The following is a 17,409-nucleotide window of genomic DNA, read 5'->3' as shown; positions in this document are numbered from 1 at the left end:
TTAAGAACTGAATCAGAAGGCGCTTGCTTTTAATTCTAAACCTGTTTTCCCTTTGTAACCAAACATGAGATTCATATTATGAATCGCCTGTCCTGAAGCTCCTTTAATCAAATTATCTATGACCGATGTAATCAATAACATTCCATTTTTTTTACTAATATGAAGAATGCATTTATTGGTATTAACTACTTGTTTTAGGTGAATTTCTTCATCTGAGACTACAGTAAATTCTGCATCGGCATAAAACTTTTTATATAGCGCTTTAGCTTCTTCTACATCACCATCATATTTAGTATACATCGTTGCGTAAATCCCTTTACTAAAGTTTCCTCTATTGGGAATAAAAAAAAGAGGTGCTTCAAAATCATTTTGCACTTGTTTTAGGCTTTGTTCTATCTCTCCTAAGTGTTGATGTGTAAATACTTTATAACTAGAAAAATTATTATCTCTCCAGCTAAAATGTGTAGTTCCTCCTGGCATAACCCCTGCTCCTGTGCTTCCGGTCGTTGCATTAATATGTACAGGGTTCTTCAATTTGTTTTCCGCAGTCAGTGGTAATAATCCCAATTGAATTGCTGTCGCAAAACATCCTGGATTAGCAATATTATTAGCCGTTTTAATCTTTTCTTTTTGTAATTCTGGTAATCCGTATACAAAATCTCTATCTAAGAACTTATGATCAGCATTTAATCTAAAATCATTACCTAAATCTATTACTTTAGTATCTTTAGAAAATGTATTGGTTTCCAGAAATGATCTTGAACGACCATGACCAAGACATAAAAAAAGGACATCCACTTCTGGATTAATTGTATTTGTAAACTTAAGATTAGTTTCTCCTATTAAATCTGTATGCTGTTTATAGATTGAAACTCCTGCATTGGTAGTACTATATACAAAATCTAATGTTACATTAGGATGATGCACGAGCAATCTTAATAATTCTCCGGCAGTATATCCTGATCCTCCTATAATTCCAACTTTAATCATGATTCGCTCTGATTTACGTTATGATATATTTTATTTGCATTTCCGTAGATTTTGATAAAACCCTTTGCATCATCTGATGTCCATGAGTTATTCATTTCTCCATACTGACCAAAATCTGACTTCATCATATCAAAATCTGATTCTATACCTTCTAAACTAAAATGATAGGGTTTCAATTTAACTTTGACATCTCCAGTAACTGATTTTTGAGAATCTTCCATAAACATTTCAATATTCCTCATAACCGGATCAAGGTAATTTCCTTCATGCAATAGCATGCCGTACCAATTAGCTAATTGTTCTTTCCAATATTGCTGCCATTTGGTCAACACATGTTTTTCTAATAAATGATGTGCTTTAATAATCACCATAGGAGCTGCTGCCTCAAATCCTACTCTACCTTTGATACCAATAATAGTATCTCCCACATGTATATCTCTACCTATTGCAAATGCACTGGCCAATTCCTCTAACTTCTGAATATTATTCACAGGAGTATCCTTAATCCCATCTAATCCTATTAATTCTCCTTTTTCAAAATTTAGAATCACGGATTCTTCATTCTTTTTTTGTAGCTGACTTGGATATGCATCGTCTGGCAATGCACTATGTGAGGTTAGTGTTTCTTTTCCTCCAACACTGGTTCCCCATATTCCTTTGTTGATAGAATACTGAGCCTTTTCCCAACTATAATGTACACCGTGACTTTTTAAGTACTCAACTTCTTCCTGACGAGAAAGTTTTAGATCTCTAATCGGAGTAATAATCTCAATTTCCGGGGCTAGTGTTTGAAAAATTACATCAAACCGTATTTGATCATTTCCTGCACCTGTGCTACCATGGGCAATGTACTTTGCTCCTACTTTTTTAGCATAATTAATAACTTCTATAGCCTGAAAAATTCTTTCGGCACTAACAGAAAGAGGATAGGTATTGTTTTTCAAAACATTTCCAAATATTAAATACTTTATTGCCTTGTTATAAAAATCATTTAATATTGTCTTGTTTACATGGTCTGCACTACCAAGTTCATACGCTCTCTTTTCTGTTTCTTCTAATTCTTTATCCGAAAATCCTCCGGTATTTACCAAAATGGTATGTACTTCAAGGTTCAGTTCATGAATAAGGTATTTTACGCAATACGAAGTATCTAAACCTCCACTATATGCCAATACTACTTTTTCCATAATAATAATTGTTTATTATTAGCAAGCATGGTTTGCTTGATATTTTTTAATCTTTTTAATACTCTTTTATTAAACCACTTTTCTTTTTTCTTAACCGTAATTGCAGGATCATACAACATCCCTGTGCATAAGCACATTTTATGATTTTTAGCGGTTAGGATATCAAAATTGGTACATGTTTTACAGCCAGCCCAAAATTTTGGATCATCTGTTAATTCAGAAAATGTTACTGGTTTATATCCTAAATCAGAATTAATTTTCATCACGGCAAGTCCGGTCGTTATTCCAAATACTTTTGAATTGGGATATTTTTTTAGTGAATGATTAAATGTAAATTCTTTAATTTTTTTGGCTAAACCTTGGTTTCTATAGTCTGGATGTACAACTAATCCAGAGTGTGCGACATATTTCTCATGCCCCCATACTTCGATATAGCAAAAACCCGCAAACTTATCACCGCTTAGCGCGATGATTGCGTTTCTATTTTGCATTTTAGTTTGTACATATTCTGGAGTACGCTTAGCTATACCTGTTCCTCTTACCTTGGCAGAGTCAGATATTACTTCGCATATTTCGTGCGCATAACTAAAATGACTTTCGTCAGCGATTATGATATCTACCTGTTCCATAAACGAAATTACGTTTATCAAAAAGTTTTGATTATTAATATAAAATTGATGTAATGATACCTATGGTCAACTTTAGAAAAGTCAGGATATGCTTGTTTGATTTTTGAATACAAACATTTAAAACACACATCGGTTTCTAAAATTAAAAAGGAATTGTCTCTAGGGGAAGTAGGACGCACCTACTTCAAAAGAAAATTAGACCCCCAAGGGGCGACGAAAGCGGCGAGCAGGTATTTGAGTATTACCTAATCTGTTCAAAGATTGAACACTAACTTCTGAATAAATGTTTTTTGCCGTTTTCATAATAGTAACTCTAAATCGTCGGCCGTAGCCCCTTTCGTTAACTAGATGGTACAATATTACATAAAAACTAAATACAGATCATAACTTAATCCATTAAATATCATAAAAATGTGATTTTCATAAAATTAACCCCTATAATTTATAATATATTCAATTAAACATCATAAAAACCGCGCATCTATACAGCAAATAAAGAACATAACTCCATATATTTTGAAGTAAAAATAAGCCTACCCATAATAAAATTCGTAATTACCGTTAAGGTATTTGTAAACAATAGTCCACCTAAAATAATAGTATGATTAGGTCTTTTTTATATTTTTCCTTAAATTGGTCACCCAATTATAGTATATAGTAATTGTTAAATAACCCCAAAGTAATCATGAATACAATTAATTCTTTTAGCACGTACCTATTTATTTTATCTTTTTGTTTTATCTGCGGATGTTCTTCAGATTCTGATTCTGATCTACCAGATACTCAGGAGCAGGTAACCGATCAACCCGAAGATGGAGATGGTACCGGTAATGATGGAGATGGAGGCGGAACTGGTGATGATGGAAATGGTGGAGATAATGGAGACGGAACCACAAATTCAGATATTCCATATGAGGTATTAGAACTTAAAAATTGGAAGATTACACTTCCAAGAGATTTTAATAATGATGATTTGGCTGATGAAGTATACCTGGATAAAAGTAGGAATGACCACAGTGAAGATCCAAGTTTTACCACGTACAAAGATGAGTTCTTTTTTGTTGAAAATGGAAATGTAAGATTTTCGTGTCCGACGGAAAATGGTACACCAACAACAGGTAATTCGTCTAATACAAGAAGTGAATTGAGAGAAATGCCTTCTAATGGCGATGGCGAAGCTGGATGGGATGCCACAACTAATACTACGAAAACATTAACTTTTAAAGTAAGAGTCATTCAAACTTCTTCTACAAGTAAATTTGCTTTTGCTCAAATACACGATTTTAAACAAAGTGTATGGGATGATCTATTACGAATACAAATTGAAAGTGACAATCCTAATGCAAAAGAAGGCGATACAGGAAGAATATATATTTTAGGAGATGTAACCGAAGGAAGAGCATCAGACGGATTTCCTGTTGACTTTAGAAGTCTGAATTATAGCGAAAGATATATCAAAAATAACTATACTCTGGGCGACTGGCTAACATTTAAAGTCACGGTTCAAAATAGTGTTATGAAGATCTATCTTGATGATATGAATACTCCAATAAGAACATACGACAATATTACGTGTAAGAGTAATTACTTTAAAGCAGGAGTTTATAATCAATCTACCCAATCCACAAGTACTGGAAACGGCATTGCTGAGTTTAGCGAAATAACCGTTTCTGAAAATTTTTAATCTATTAACAACTCCTAAATTATCGGTTTATATAAAGACAGCTTTTAATTCCAGAGGGTAACGCTCTGGAATTTTTAGTTTTATACGTTTTTTTTCACTTACCTCCATATAGTAAAAATATTCTTCGTTATACACTTGCTTAAAACCAAAGTAATTCAATTGAAATATTGTAATTAAAAAACAGGTAAACAAACAACAGTTTCAACAAATATGAAAAATTAATTCAAGATAAATTAGCATTGTTAACGTATCTAAACACCCTTCCTATTTAAAATAGATTCTAGTATGTTAAAAACATAAGTTTTTCACGTTAAATGTTAAAATTGATAATTATTTAACTCTTTTATTAACGAATATTCAGTTTTTCCTTGCTTAAATGATTAAATTAATATAAATTGGTTGACCAATTATATTGTAATACAGCAATTTAACACAAACATTATGAAAACTTTCCAAAAAATTGTGGGCTATTTGCTCTTAGCATTCACCTACGTCTCACTTACAAATTGCACTACGGATATTGAAACTTTCGAAGAGTTTAATGACATCCAAAACATCGACAACCAAAAAGCAGGAATAACGAAACTTAATGTTTCCTCTGTATCTGCAAATGGGGATGATGGTAATACACCCGCGAATACATTAGACGGAAATCTGAATACAAGATGGTCGTCCAAAGGTAGAACAGGAAAATATATTACATATGACTTAGGGTCTTCAAAAAAAGTATCCAGTGTAAAAATAGCATGGTACAAAGGAGATCAAAGAAAAGCATATTTTAAAATAAGAGTTGGTAACTCAACCTCTAGCTTATCTACAGTATATGATGCAAAGTCAAGTGGCAGTAGCGGATCTACAAAGCAACTGGAAACGTATAATTTTAACGAGGTAAATGCAAGATATATACGTATTTCTGGGTTTGGTAACTCGAGTAATGACTGGAATAGTGTTACCGAAACAGAGATTTATGGTGAAAACAATGGTGATAATCCTCCTCCATCAGGAAACACTCCATATGCTCTTTTAGGACTTCAAAACTGGAAACTCAATGGATTACAAGGCTCCCCCTCTAATAATGATTATGTGGATGCGATTCCTAATCTGCAGTCATATACCAATAGCAACTGGTTCTTTGTAGAAAACAACTGGACAATTTTTCAAGTTTGGGCGGGTAGTGACACATCTTCTGGTTCTGGTAATCCACGAATGGAATTAAGAGAATTAACAACCAACGGTAACAGCAATATCTACTGGGATGGTACAACGAGTAAAGAACATAGCATGAAATGGAAAGTTCGGGTGGATCGCTTACCTAGCTCAGGAAAGGTTTGCTTTGGACAAATACATGACAAAACGGATAAGTTTGATGATGTAATCAGAGTACAATGCCAAGGAAATGCAAACCAAACTAGCGGTTCTGTAAAAATGAGAATTAACGGTTATGTAACCGAAGAACTCGAAGGAGGTGGGAAAACTGTAGGTAATTTCAATTTAGGAGAAGAAATGTATTTAGAACTTACATATCAAAATAGCATCGTAAAACTCTACGAATTGAACAGCAGTGGCAACCGAATTAAAACCATCTTTACTTCCAAAAAAGCTTCAGCCAAACAAAACTATTTCAAAGCAGGAAGTTATCTTCAATCTATGAAAGGCAAGTCATATAAAAGCTCTGATTATGGCCGTGTTGCTATTCAACAATTAGATGTGTTTCATTAAAATTCGGAATACACAATAAATTTGCCCTCAAAACGTCAAGGCTATTTAGATATTTTTCTAAATAGCCTTATTTTTTTCATAAAAACCAAGGCTTTTTAAAATTATATTAATAGTTTTAAATTATACATAGTTAATTACTCAATAAGCCAATTAATAACAGATATGAATTTTAATATAATAGATGATATCGATAAGTCGAATACTTCCAAAACTAATGCAGAAGAAATTATTATCTCCAAAATAAGAGAACTCATAGTCTCTAAACAACTTGAACCTGGAGATAGACTCCCTGCCGAGAGGGACCTTGCAAAAAAATTTGGTGTAAGTCGTAATCAACTGCGTCAAGCTATTCAGAAATTAGAATTCTATGGTTTGGTGAAAAAATATCCACAAAGTGGAACTCGGGTTTCCAATATAGGAGTTACTGCACTCAAGGGGATGATGTCTGACATACTAGAGCTGCAAAAACCAGATTTTAAATCCTTGGTCGAAACCAGGATTATTTTAGAAACAAATGCTGTACGCTTGGCCGCCACTCGAAGAACCGAAGATCAAATTCGTCAGATAGAAGAAGCTCATGAAGCATATAGCAATAAGGCAATACAGGGGCTTGAGGCTGTAGAAGAAGATTTGATGTTTCATCTTAAACTAGCTGAGGCAAGCAACAATAGTGTCATTAACTCTTTAATGTTAGTTATCACTCCAGAAATAATTACTCACTTTGTAAAAAATAAAGTATGTAATAAAGAAGAAAACTATTTATTAATTAAGGAGCATCAAGCTATTGTTGATGCTATTAGAGAAAAAGATGTAGACAAAGCAGTTGCAAATCTTAATGATCACTTTAAAGAATTGCATCGATATTGTAGTGAATAAAAATTCATTTCTATACCCATCAAAAAATTTGCAAACCACAATTTCACTGATAATATTTTATCTAAAACACACTTATTCTATTAAAAAGACATCATATCAACGTCTTTTTTAAACATTTCATCAAAAAAATAGGATTACTTATTTGATTATTGATTTATATTTCTATTTTTGGTTAACCAAATTGGTAAACCAGATTAATTCCATGAAAAGAAATATATTTTATTACATACTCATTAGCGTATTTTTATATTCGTGTACAACTGCACAAAAAGAAAAAGTGAATACAGTTAACTCAGTTGAAGCTTTTAATGAAGCTGTGAAAATTGCGCAACCCGGAGATTCAATAATACTAGCTAAAGGAGTCTGGAAAGACGCCGAATTACTTTTTGAAGCAAAGGGTACAAAAGAGTTACCGATTACATTAACTGTAGAAGAAAAAGGAAAAACTACATTAGAGGGAGCTTCTAACCTTCGAATTTCTGGAGAATACTTAATTATTAGCGGTTTGGTGTTTAAAAATGGCTACACTCCCACTTCAGAGGTAATCTCCTTTAAAAAAGACAAACAAAATTTTGCTTCTCATTGTCGCTTAACAGAATGCGTAATCGATAATTATAGCAACCCAGAACGAAGAGAGCAGGATTATTGGATAGGAATCTACGGAAAAAATAACCGAATAGATCATAACCATATTGAAGGCAAAAGTAATCTGGGTGTAACTATGGCAGTTCGCTTAAATTCTAAAAAGTTCATTAAAAATCATCATAAAATTGACCATAACTATTTTGGCCCCAGACAAACTCTAGGTTCAAACGGTGGAGAAACATTAAGAATTGGAACCAGCCACCATTCTTTAAGTAATTCAAATACTGTAGTAGAATACAATTATTTTGACCGATGTAGTGGTGAATTAGAGATTATTTCCAGTAAATCTTGTCAAAATACATTTAGAAACAACGTATTTTATGAATGCCGCGGAACATTAACGATGCGACATGGTAATGAAACAAACGTAAATAATAATGTCTTTATCGGCAACCGAGTTCCAAGTACAGGAGGTATTCGAGTAATTAATGGTAAACAAACTGTAGAAAACAATTACGCTATTGGACTTACCGGTTATCGTTTTGGAGGAGCATTAGTTGTGATGAATGGTGTTCCAAACTCACCGCTTAATCGTTATTTTCAGGTAGAAGATGCAGTGATCAAAAATAATACACTTATTGATTGCGATTATATACAACTATGTGCAGGTAGTGATTCAGAAAGAAGTGCAACTCCAGTTAACTCTACTATGCAAAACAATATTTTTTATAACGAAAATAACACCGACACCTTTACTGTATATGATGATATTAGCGGAATTCGCTTTGAAAACAATATTATAGCTCCCAACACAAAACCCATTATAGAAGAAGGTTTTATTTCTAAAAAAATTAGCTTCAAAAAAAGTACCAATGGACTACTAGTCCCTGACGATACAAATATAAATGCCGGTGCATTAATTAAAGGAGATATCCCTACAAAAGAAACCACAGGTGCTTCGTGGTACCCAAAAACCGAAAAAGCAATACCATTTAATTCAGGAAAAACCATACAAGTAAAGCCTGGTATTAATACACTATTTGATGCCATAAAAAATTCAGCTGCGGGTGACATTATAGAACTTACATCAAATAGTGGATATTTGGTAACTAAAACTATCGATATAAATCATCCAATTACTGTTAAACCTTTTTTAAAAAAATCAACGATAACCTTTGAAAAAAAATCCCTTTTTGACATACAAAATGGAGGTAGTCTAGAACTAAAAGGGCTAATTTTTGATGGAAAGGATGCCCCAGATTATAGTGGTAATGCCGTTATAAGGACTAGTAAATACTCTATGAATAAAAATTACAAATTACTCATAGATGATTGCGATTTTAAAAATTTAAATATCAATCATTCTTATGATGTGATAAAGGTGTTTAAAAACACGATGGCCGATATGATTCGCATTGAAAATTCTACCTTCAAAAACATATCAGGCAATGTTATATCACTAGATAAAGAAATTGGTGAAAACGGAATTTTTAATGCCGAGTTTGTCATTTTAAAAAACAATATTTTCTCTAATATTGAAGGAGCGGTCCTAAATTTAGTTCGAGATGGCAAAGATGAAAGCACATTTGGTCCCTTTTTGACGTTTGACCATAATGTTATTGATAATGTCGGTCATGGTAAGAGAAATAAGAATAAAAAAGCCATCACGCTAATTGGGGTACAAAATGCAGAAATTAAAAACAGTATTTTCAACAACAGTAAAGGAATACAGATGCATCTTGTTGTTGGTGGCCCGATCGTAAAAATACATCACAACAATTTTTTTAATTCTGAAAAGACCGTTGTAACCGGAGACGAGAAATATGACATAAATACCATATGGACCATTGACCCTCAATTCGAAAACTCTGTAGCTTATCAGCTAAGTAAAAACTCTAAGCTACAATTCAAAGGTGATGACGGTTTGCATTTAGGATTAATCCACAAATAATAATATAGAAACTAAACTCACAGATATCTTTATCAAAAATAATGAAATCCTTCTTTCAAATACTTCTTTTATTCTTTTGCATTCATATTTACGCGCAAGAACATCCAAACCTGATTTTAACTAAAAAAGGGGTTGAAAATATCAGAAAAGAGCTTGGAAATATCCCTCTTTTTGATGAAACTCTTCAAAAGACCAAAAAAGAAGTTGATGCAGAAATTGCGACTGGAATTCATGTCCCCATCCCTAAAGACATGGCCGGTGGTTATACGCATGATAGACATAAAAAAAATTGGAGTATACTTCAAAAAGCAGGGGTATTATACCAGATTTTGCGAGATGATAGTTATGCGTCTTATGTGCATAATGTACTTAAGGCCTATGCCAAGATGTATCCCACACTACCTCTACACCCACAAACAAGGTCATATGCACGAGGAAAACTATTTTGGCAATGCCTAAATGATGCTAATTGGCTAGTTTATGTAAGTCAGGCATATGATTGTATTTATGAATTTCTAACTCAAGAAGAACGTGATTATTTAGAGAAGAACTTATTTATCCCATATGCGAATTTTCTTTCTGTAGACACTCCACAGTTCTTTAATCGTATTCACAATCATAGCACATGGGGAAATGTAGCTGTCGGTATGATTGGCTTAGTAATGGATAATGACGAATTAATTAAAAGGGCGTTGTATGGATTAAAAAGCGATAACATTGATCCTCATCTAAAAGACAATGATGGAGGGTTTATTAAATCTGAAGGTCAAAAAGCAGGTTTTCTGGCCAATTTAGATACTCCTTTTTCACCCGATGGTTACTATACAGAAGGTCCGTACTATCAAAGATATGCCATGTACCCTTTCATGATATTTGGCGAAGCTCTACAAAATGCAAAACCAGAACTAAAGATTTTTGAATATAAAAATGGCGTTCTGATAAAAGCGGTTTATGCATTACTAAATCTTACCGATGCAGATGGAGAGTTCTTTCCTCTTAACGATGGCCAAAAAGGAATGTCATATTACTCTAAAGAGCTTGTATCAGCAGTAGATATCGCTTATCATTTTGGAGGAAATGACTCCTCACTACTGAGTATCGCATCCAAACAAAACATTGTACAGCTGGATGATAGCGGGTTAGCCGTAGCTAAAGGTCTTCAACAAAATAAAGCAACTCCTTTCTTAAAAAAATCGATTGAATTCAGAGATGGATCCAATGGTACAGAAGGTGGAGTTGGTGTTTTACGGTCAATAAATCAACACTTTGATGCTGTTATGAAATATACTGCCCAAGGATTAAGTCATGGGCATTATGACAAACTATCCTTATCCTATTACAATAAAGGTAATGAGGTATTACAAGATTACGGCCTTGCGAGATTCGTGAATATTGAGCAAAAAAATGGAGGTGGGTATCTCGAAGAAAATACCTCTTGGGCCAAACAAAGTATATCGCACAATACTATTATTCAGGATGAAACTTCACATTTTAATGGCGAATTTGAAAAAGGGAGCGCTCATCATTCTGAAAAGTATCTTTTTGATATCTCAAACCCAAAATTGCAAATCATTAGTGCAAAAGAAGAAAATGCATATCCAAACACAAAGCTTCATAGAACTTTAGTAATGCTAGAAGATAAAGAAGATTTTGATACCCCTATATTGATTGATATGATGAAGTTTGCTTCAGATTCTACCCATCAATACGATATGCCTTTTTATTATTTTGGCCAGATAATAAATACCAACTTTAAATATTCTAGTCCACAACAACTCAAAAAACTTGGAACTAAAAATGGTTATCAACACTTATGGTTAGAGGGAAAATCAATAATTAGAGATAAAAGAACATCACAAATTACATGGCTATCAAATAAAACGTTCTATACATTATCAACACTCACAAATGCTAATGATGAATTATTATTAACAAGAATAGGTGCCAGTGATCCTAATTTTAATCTAAGAAGAGATCCGGCATTTATAATTAGAAAGCCAAAAACGAAAAAAGACATTTTCATTAATATCATTGAAGCCCACGGATCCTATAATCCAATAACAGAAATCGCCCACAAAGCATTCAGTACGATTAAGGACATTAAAGCAGTATCCTTAGCTAAGGAAAACTACATTGGTTGGAAAATTATTACTAAAAAAGGCAACACACATAGATTTATTCTTTGTACATCAGATTCTAAAAAAGATACTAGTCATACCATCACATTGAATGGAAAATCTGTTCAATGGATAGGACCATACGTATATAATAAAGTAAAATAACAGCATAAATAACAATCACATGAAAAGTTTTGGATCAAGTAATGAATTTATAATCGGAAAAGAAATTGAATGGGAAACTGTGGGCGAAGGAGTGAAACGCCAAATTATGGGGTATAATGATAATATCATGTTAGTCAATGTGGAATTTGATAAAGGTGGTATCGGAATTATTCATAAACATTATCACTCCCAGGTTACCTATGTTGTAAGTGGTGAATTTAAAGTTACTATTGGTGATGAAACCAAAATACTAAAAGGCGGGGATTCATTTTACATCCCTCCTAACATAATGCATGGTGCCGTTTGTTTAAAAGCAGGTTTTTTGATTGATGTTTTTAGTCCGATTCGTGAAGATTTCATGGAATAAAGTCAAACATAACTTATTCTATGAACATTAAGAACTGATGATTTATCAACATTCTTACCCCAAAAACTAAGGACTTATAAAATTTTAACATTAAAATTTATAATTTTTTTTTTATTAACATTAAAATAACATATATTTGGTAAACCAATTTGGTTACCCAATTTGGTTTACCAAAAAAACAATTACTTCAAACAAAAAAAGTTAAATCACAGTCATTATGAAAAAAACAAATTACTAGGGAATAAAAAAGGACAGGTGCACACCTATCCCTTTTTGAATTACTTCTTTCGGAGGGAAGTAATACTAAACATGCATGAACTTTATCAATTACATGCCTTGCAAAAATACGAAAATTTGTTAAAACTGCATGGTTATGTACATCGTAAAGAAGGGAGAATAAGGAATATTTCTTTGTTATTCTTCATTAAGATACCCTGAAATCGGTATTAAACTAATTGTAGGAACATAACATTATTAAAATGAATTTTAAAGTTAAACTAATTTTTATTGTCCTGATCTTATTTCAAATTCCTTTGCTGGCGCAGGACAGCTCTTATATAGTAACAGGAACAATTGTTGATGCAAGTGACCAAACACCACTTCCTGGTGTAAACATACTTGTCAAAGGTACATCTAATGGTACTTCAAGCGATTTTGATGGTAATTATTCCATAAAAACGAAACAAGGAGATATTCTTGAATTTATGTATGTGGGGTTTAAAACGCAAACCGTTATCGTAACCGATCAAACGGCTATAAACATTGTATTAGAAGAAGACGCAGCAGAACTTGAACAAGTGGTCGTTATTGGATATGGTACACAATCCAAAAAAAATCTAACAGGTTCGGTCGCAAAAGTATCTGGAGAATTAATCCAAAATAGAGCGGTTCCTCGTCTTGATGATGCCATTGTAGGTAAAGTTGCGGGTATACGTATTCAAGCCACAAACCCAGAAGCGGGTGGAGCACCAAAAATTACTGTTCGAGGCCCTGGATCTATTTCAGGCGACTCAAGTCCTTTAATCGTTGTTGACGGAATTGCACTAGGTACTGACCCTGACTTGCTTGGTAGTATTGATTCTAATAATATTCAGTCAATCGAAGTATTAAAAGATGCTTCATCGGTTGCTATCTTTGGATCTCGAGGGGCAAACGGAGTTATTATAGTAACCTTGAAAGAAGGTAAAAGTGGTGATACAAAATTTGCTTACAACTCTTATACGGGGTTTAAGTTTGTACCAAAAAATGATCAATATAACTCATCTGTAGAACGTTGGAGAAAATATATTAATGGAGTTGAATCTGGTTTAGATCCAAACTCAACTGAAGGTCAGAGATTTCAAGAAAATTTAGATAAAGGTAATGCATTATTAACGGTTGCCGGAATCATCAGTGCTGCTAATGGCGGAGAAACTGACTGGCAAGATATCATGATAGATGGTGGAACTATTCAAAGCCACTCTTTCTCAGCTACTGGAGGTACCCCTAAAACTAAATTCAATGCTTCATTAGGCTATGTACATGATGAAGGTGTATTACTTACAGATGATTTTAAAAGGTATAATGCCAGAGTTAAGATCAGTTCAAAATCGAAAAATAATAAAATTAGATTTGGGTTAAACCTGAATGGACAAAATACATTACAAAGAAGGTTTCCGGTCGGTATTGAAACAGCACTTAGACAATCTCCATGGGTACCAACCCGATTGAACGATGCAACTTTGGGCTTAGTAAATACAGCAGACAGCCGTGGAGCAGTTATTTTTTCTGAAGCAATCGCTGGTGACTATGCACTCGAAAGAATGTTTGATCATGTTTTTACACAAGATGGTGGAGGTATACTTAGAGATGCCTTAGGAAATCCCGTTCTTGATTTTTCGAGAACAAGTGGTGGAATAAGTCTAAGTACAACTGGTGATGCCAATGCATTAGCAAAAGTATTAGAAAGAAAAAGAACCAAAGGAGAAACCAAAATCCTCGGAAGTTCTTTCTTAGAATTTAAACTAGCTGAAGGACTTAAGTTCAAACAAACAATTTATGGTGATTTCAGATTCACAAGAGATTATGATAAGAGAGGAATTCTTCATCACCAAAATAGATCTGGACGTACTCAAAGAGATGAAAGAGTAAGAACGGTAACTCACTATGGTGTAGAATCTTTATTAACGTATAAAAACAACTTGGGAGCTCATACAATTGATGCTGTTGGTGGTTTTTCTTTTGACGATTTCGACTTTACAGAACAATCTACTCGAGGGTTAGGATTTACAGATGATATTACGGATAATATTCCTGCAGCAAATGTAGGTGAACAAGGAAGTTTTACTCGTCTGGGTAACGAAAAACTAATCTCTTATTTTGGGCGTCTTAACTATGATTTTGATGATAAATATTTACTGTCGATTAGTGCAAGAACAGACGGTAGCTCGAGATTTGGAGAAAATACAAAATTTGGATTTTTCCCTGCTGCTTCTGTAGGATGGAGAATCTCTGGCGAGCGTTTCCTTCAGGATAGTAATATTATTACAGATCTTAAAATAAGAGCTAGTTATGGTATTTCAGGATCTAATGCGATTGATCGTAATATCTTTAGTTCTTTATACAGATCATTGAGCACCCTATCCCCTGTTGTTTTTGATGGACAACCGGGATTAAAACCTACTGTTATCGCCAATCCTGATCTGGGATGGGAACGACTAATCGAATTTAACCCAGGAATTGATCTGGAAATAGCAAATGGTGCATTTGGTTTATCTGCCGACTATTATACCAGATCCAGCGACGATCTTATTTTATTTTTACCAATACCATCTGTTACAGGAGCTAGAGGGTTTTTACAAAATTCTGGAGAAGTTAAAAACGAAGGAATAGAAATTGAAGCACGTTCAAATATTATTACACGACCAAACTTTAAATGGAATGTTTCGGCTCAATTCACAAAAAACACTAATGAATTGGTAGATTTTGGTAAAAATGACGGATTAATTTCCTCTATAGAAGATGACAAAAGAGCTACTCAATTTATTGCAAACGAAGGGCAACCTATCACTTCTTTTTATGGGTTTGTGATGGATAGAGAAGTTCCTTTTCAGTATCTTAACAATCCTTTTTATCCTATCAATGCGCAATCACAAGATGTGTACGTAAAAGATCTGAATGGTGATGGTATTATCGATGATGAAGATAGAACCGAATTAGGTAATCCTTATCCAGACTTTGAATGGGGATTCTCGAGTAATTTCAATTTTTATGGTGTAGATCTTAGCTTCTCTTTACAAGGTTCTCATGGAGCTGAAGTGCGTGTTTCGGATCTTGAGTATCAAAGAAACGAATTTAGCTCAAATCAAGATGTAACCAGCGACGTGCCTAACAGAGAATTTTTAAGAAAACGAATCTTTACCGATGATCATATTCAAGATGCTTCTTTTATAGCGTTACGAAATATAGGGGTTGGTTATACATTACCAACAGATATAACTAACAGATTGAGTATTGATAAATTAAGAATATATATAAACGGTGAAAACTTAATTTACATAACAGCTGATGACTATTTTGGATTTAACCCAGAAGGTGCAAATTACAATACGAGAGGAGCAAATTTGGCAACAACCTTTGGATATCAAAGAGGAGCTCCACCAATTCCTAGAGTGGTTTCAATGGGTCTTAATCTTCAATTTTAAACATACAACGGCATGAAAACTAATTTTTTAAAAATATTATATACAACAGCAGTTGTTTCTTTGATGCTAACCAGCTGCTCAGTAGACGAACTAACCATAAGTAATCCAAACGAACCCGATAAAACCCCTACTCTTAATGATCCATCTGGTTTTGTCTCGATTCTAAATGGAATGTATGATGGATACCAAAAAATTCCGGCAGGTGAGTTTCTCATTACTGAGCTTAGATCAGATAATGGCGTATCTGCCAACGGAGATGGAGATTTTGGAGATATTGAGTCTTTTAATATGACTGCAGACCTTGGTGAAGCGGCAAATTACTGGACCAATAACTATAAAGTAATATTATCAGCAAATATTATCCTTGATAATCAGGATAGAATACAAAACAGTAATAAAAACCAAATTATCGGGGAAGCTTACTTTATGAGGGCCTTATCCCATTTTAATCTGGCAAGAGCGTTTGGAGATGTTCCTTTTATAGATAGAGAGATTACGCCAGAAGATTTTGAAGAATATCCAAGACTTCCACTAAGCGAGGTATATCAAAAAATAGTTAGTGACTTCAATGCCGCAATTTCTAATTTAGAAAGCTTTAGTGCAAAAGCAAATAGAGGAACTGCCGGAGCAGCAAAATCATTACTTGCCAAAGTGTACTTAAGCGCTCCTACTCCTAATTATGCACAGGCAAAAATACTACTAGATGAGCTTGTAGACGAAAACAACTCGTATGGGTATCAACTCTTAGATTCATTTGAAAATGTCTTCGCCTTTGATAATGAATTAAATGAAGAGATCATATTTGCAGTTTCCTACGAATCATTAAGTACTCCTCCAATAACTTCTGATGCAAGAGACGATAGTAGTGCACAAGTACAAGGAGATTCTCAACGATTCAGTATTGATATGACAGCTGCTGGTCGTGCGCAAGGTGTTAACCTGGCTACACCTGAACTTCAGGCTCTAATTACGGCGGCAAGCGAACCTATAAGATTTCCTGTAAGTTTCTTGAGTTCTACGGTGGGTAGCAATAGGGTTGAAAACAATAAGTTTCAACCAGATGCTGATCAAAACTCTGGTAGAGATTGGATAGTATTACGATATTCTGATGTTTTGCTTATGCATGCTGAGGCAATCATGGGAGAATTTTTAGAAACTTCTGACGCAGATGCAATAACCTCTTATAACCGAGTTCGAGAAAGAGCTGGAGTAGCACCTATAGCTGGTGGAGACGTGCTTACAAAAGAAGCCTTATTAAACGAAAGAAGAGTCGAACTAGCTTTTGAAAATCATAGATTATACGATCTAATAAGATTCAATCAAGCCGTGCCAATACTTACACAGTTTTCAAATGACAATGGATACAATTTTTCTGCAAATGACCTCTTGTTACCTATTCCACAAAGAGAACGAGATGTAACAGATAACTTTTATCCGCAAAACCCAGGCTATTAAT

At 33.9% G+C, this 17,409-nt stretch carries 11 protein-coding genes; 8 read left to right on the top strand and 3 right to left on the bottom strand.

Annotation, left to right across the window (positions count from 1 at the left end; translation table 11 throughout):
- Nucleotides 1–12: 12 nt before the first annotated feature.
- Genes argC through JJQ60_RS04040 form a run of 3 tightly spaced genes read right to left on the bottom strand, consistent with a single transcriptional unit; the run spans nucleotide 13 to nucleotide 2,806 of the window.
- On the bottom strand, nucleotides 13–990 hold the full coding sequence (gene argC / locus JJQ60_RS04050; protein WP_201916871.1) for an N-acetyl-gamma-glutamyl-phosphate reductase: 978 nt from the start codon (nucleotides 988–990) through the stop codon (nucleotides 13–15).
- On the bottom strand, nucleotides 987–2,177 hold the full coding sequence (locus tag JJQ60_RS04045) for an argininosuccinate synthase (RefSeq protein WP_201916869.1): 1,191 nt from the start codon (nucleotides 2,175–2,177) through the stop codon (nucleotides 987–989). Before JJQ60_RS04045 ends, argC begins: the two co-directional genes overlap by 4 nt.
- Entirely contained in the window at nucleotides 2,165–2,806 is a 642-nt protein-coding gene (locus tag JJQ60_RS04040) for a GNAT family N-acetyltransferase (RefSeq protein WP_201917214.1), read from the bottom strand. The genes JJQ60_RS04045 and JJQ60_RS04040 overlap by 13 nt, the downstream gene beginning before the upstream one ends.
- Nucleotides 2,807–3,491: 685 nt before the next feature.
- Here JJQ60_RS04040 and JJQ60_RS04035 point away from each other — a divergent pair.
- The 8 genes from JJQ60_RS04035 to JJQ60_RS04000 all read left to right on the top strand — a co-directional run bounded on the left by JJQ60_RS04035 (nucleotide 3,492) and on the right by JJQ60_RS04000 (nucleotide 17,408).
- On the top strand, nucleotides 3,492–4,490 hold the full coding sequence (locus JJQ60_RS04035; protein WP_201916867.1) for a polysaccharide lyase family 7 protein: 999 nt from the start codon (nucleotides 3,492–3,494) through the stop codon (nucleotides 4,488–4,490).
- Between the two features lie 441 nt (nucleotides 4,491–4,931).
- On the top strand, nucleotides 4,932–6,209 hold the full coding sequence (locus JJQ60_RS04030; protein ID WP_201916865.1) for a polysaccharide lyase family 7 protein: 1,278 nt from the start codon (nucleotides 4,932–4,934) through the stop codon (nucleotides 6,207–6,209).
- Between the two features lie 162 nt (nucleotides 6,210–6,371).
- Entirely contained in the window at nucleotides 6,372–7,085 is a 714-nt protein-coding gene (locus tag JJQ60_RS04025; RefSeq protein WP_201916863.1) for a FadR/GntR family transcriptional regulator, read from the top strand.
- A 202-nt stretch (nucleotides 7,086–7,287) separates the two neighbouring features.
- Nucleotides 7,288–9,621, top strand: coding sequence for a polysaccharide lyase 6 family protein (locus JJQ60_RS04020; protein ID WP_201916861.1), 2,334 nt, complete (start codon nucleotides 7,288–7,290; stop codon nucleotides 9,619–9,621).
- A gap of 41 nt (nucleotides 9,622–9,662) precedes the next feature.
- Nucleotides 9,663–11,903, top strand: a complete 2,241-nt coding sequence (locus JJQ60_RS04015) for a heparinase II/III domain-containing protein (protein ID WP_201916859.1) — start codon at nucleotides 9,663–9,665, stop codon at nucleotides 11,901–11,903.
- A 19-nt stretch (nucleotides 11,904–11,922) separates the two neighbouring features.
- Nucleotides 11,923–12,270, top strand: coding sequence for a cupin domain-containing protein (locus JJQ60_RS04010; protein WP_201916857.1), 348 nt, complete (start codon nucleotides 11,923–11,925; stop codon nucleotides 12,268–12,270).
- Nucleotides 12,271–12,749: 479 nt separating this feature from the next.
- Nucleotides 12,750–15,953, top strand: a complete 3,204-nt coding sequence (locus JJQ60_RS04005) for a carboxypeptidase-like regulatory domain-containing protein (RefSeq protein ID WP_201916855.1) — start codon at nucleotides 12,750–12,752, stop codon at nucleotides 15,951–15,953.
- A 12-nt stretch (nucleotides 15,954–15,965) separates the two neighbouring features.
- Nucleotides 15,966–17,408 carry a RagB/SusD family nutrient uptake outer membrane protein gene (locus tag JJQ60_RS04000; protein ID WP_201916853.1) on the top strand — a complete coding sequence of 481 codons (1,443 nt, stop codon included), beginning with the start codon at nucleotides 15,966–15,968 and terminating at the stop codon, nucleotides 17,406–17,408.
- Nucleotide 17,409: the final 1 nt, after the last annotated feature.

The organism is Aquimarina mytili (genome assembly GCF_016735115.1).
Taxonomy (GTDB): Bacteria; Bacteroidota; Bacteroidia; order Flavobacteriales; family Flavobacteriaceae; genus Aquimarina; species Aquimarina mytili.
Note: the sequence above shows the minus strand (reverse complement) of the source record. Positions and strands in the feature narration are given on the sequence as shown.

Excerpts from the sequence above, each read along its gene's own strand:
- argC (WP_201916871.1), bottom strand. The coding sequence starts at position 990 with ATGATTAAAGTTGGAATTATAGGAGGATCAGGATATACTGCCGGAGAA.
- JJQ60_RS04045 (WP_201916869.1), bottom strand. The coding sequence starts at position 2,177 with ATGGAAAAAGTAGTATTGGCATATAGTGGAGGTTTAGATACTTCGTAT.
- JJQ60_RS04040 (WP_201917214.1), bottom strand. The coding sequence starts at position 2,806 with ATGGAACAGGTAGATATCATAATCGCTGACGAAAGTCATTTTAGTTAT.
- JJQ60_RS04035 (WP_201916867.1), top strand. The coding sequence starts at position 3,492 with ATGAATACAATTAATTCTTTTAGCACGTACCTATTTATTTTATCTTTT.
- JJQ60_RS04030 (WP_201916865.1), top strand. The coding sequence starts at position 4,932 with ATGAAAACTTTCCAAAAAATTGTGGGCTATTTGCTCTTAGCATTCACC.
- JJQ60_RS04025 (WP_201916863.1), top strand. The coding sequence starts at position 6,372 with ATGAATTTTAATATAATAGATGATATCGATAAGTCGAATACTTCCAAA.
- JJQ60_RS04020 (WP_201916861.1), top strand. The coding sequence starts at position 7,288 with ATGAAAAGAAATATATTTTATTACATACTCATTAGCGTATTTTTATAT.
- JJQ60_RS04015 (WP_201916859.1), top strand. The coding sequence starts at position 9,663 with ATGAAATCCTTCTTTCAAATACTTCTTTTATTCTTTTGCATTCATATT.
- JJQ60_RS04010 (WP_201916857.1), top strand. The coding sequence starts at position 11,923 with ATGAAAAGTTTTGGATCAAGTAATGAATTTATAATCGGAAAAGAAATT.
- JJQ60_RS04005 (WP_201916855.1), top strand. The coding sequence starts at position 12,750 with ATGAATTTTAAAGTTAAACTAATTTTTATTGTCCTGATCTTATTTCAA.
- JJQ60_RS04000 (WP_201916853.1), top strand. The coding sequence starts at position 15,966 with ATGAAAACTAATTTTTTAAAAATATTATATACAACAGCAGTTGTTTCT.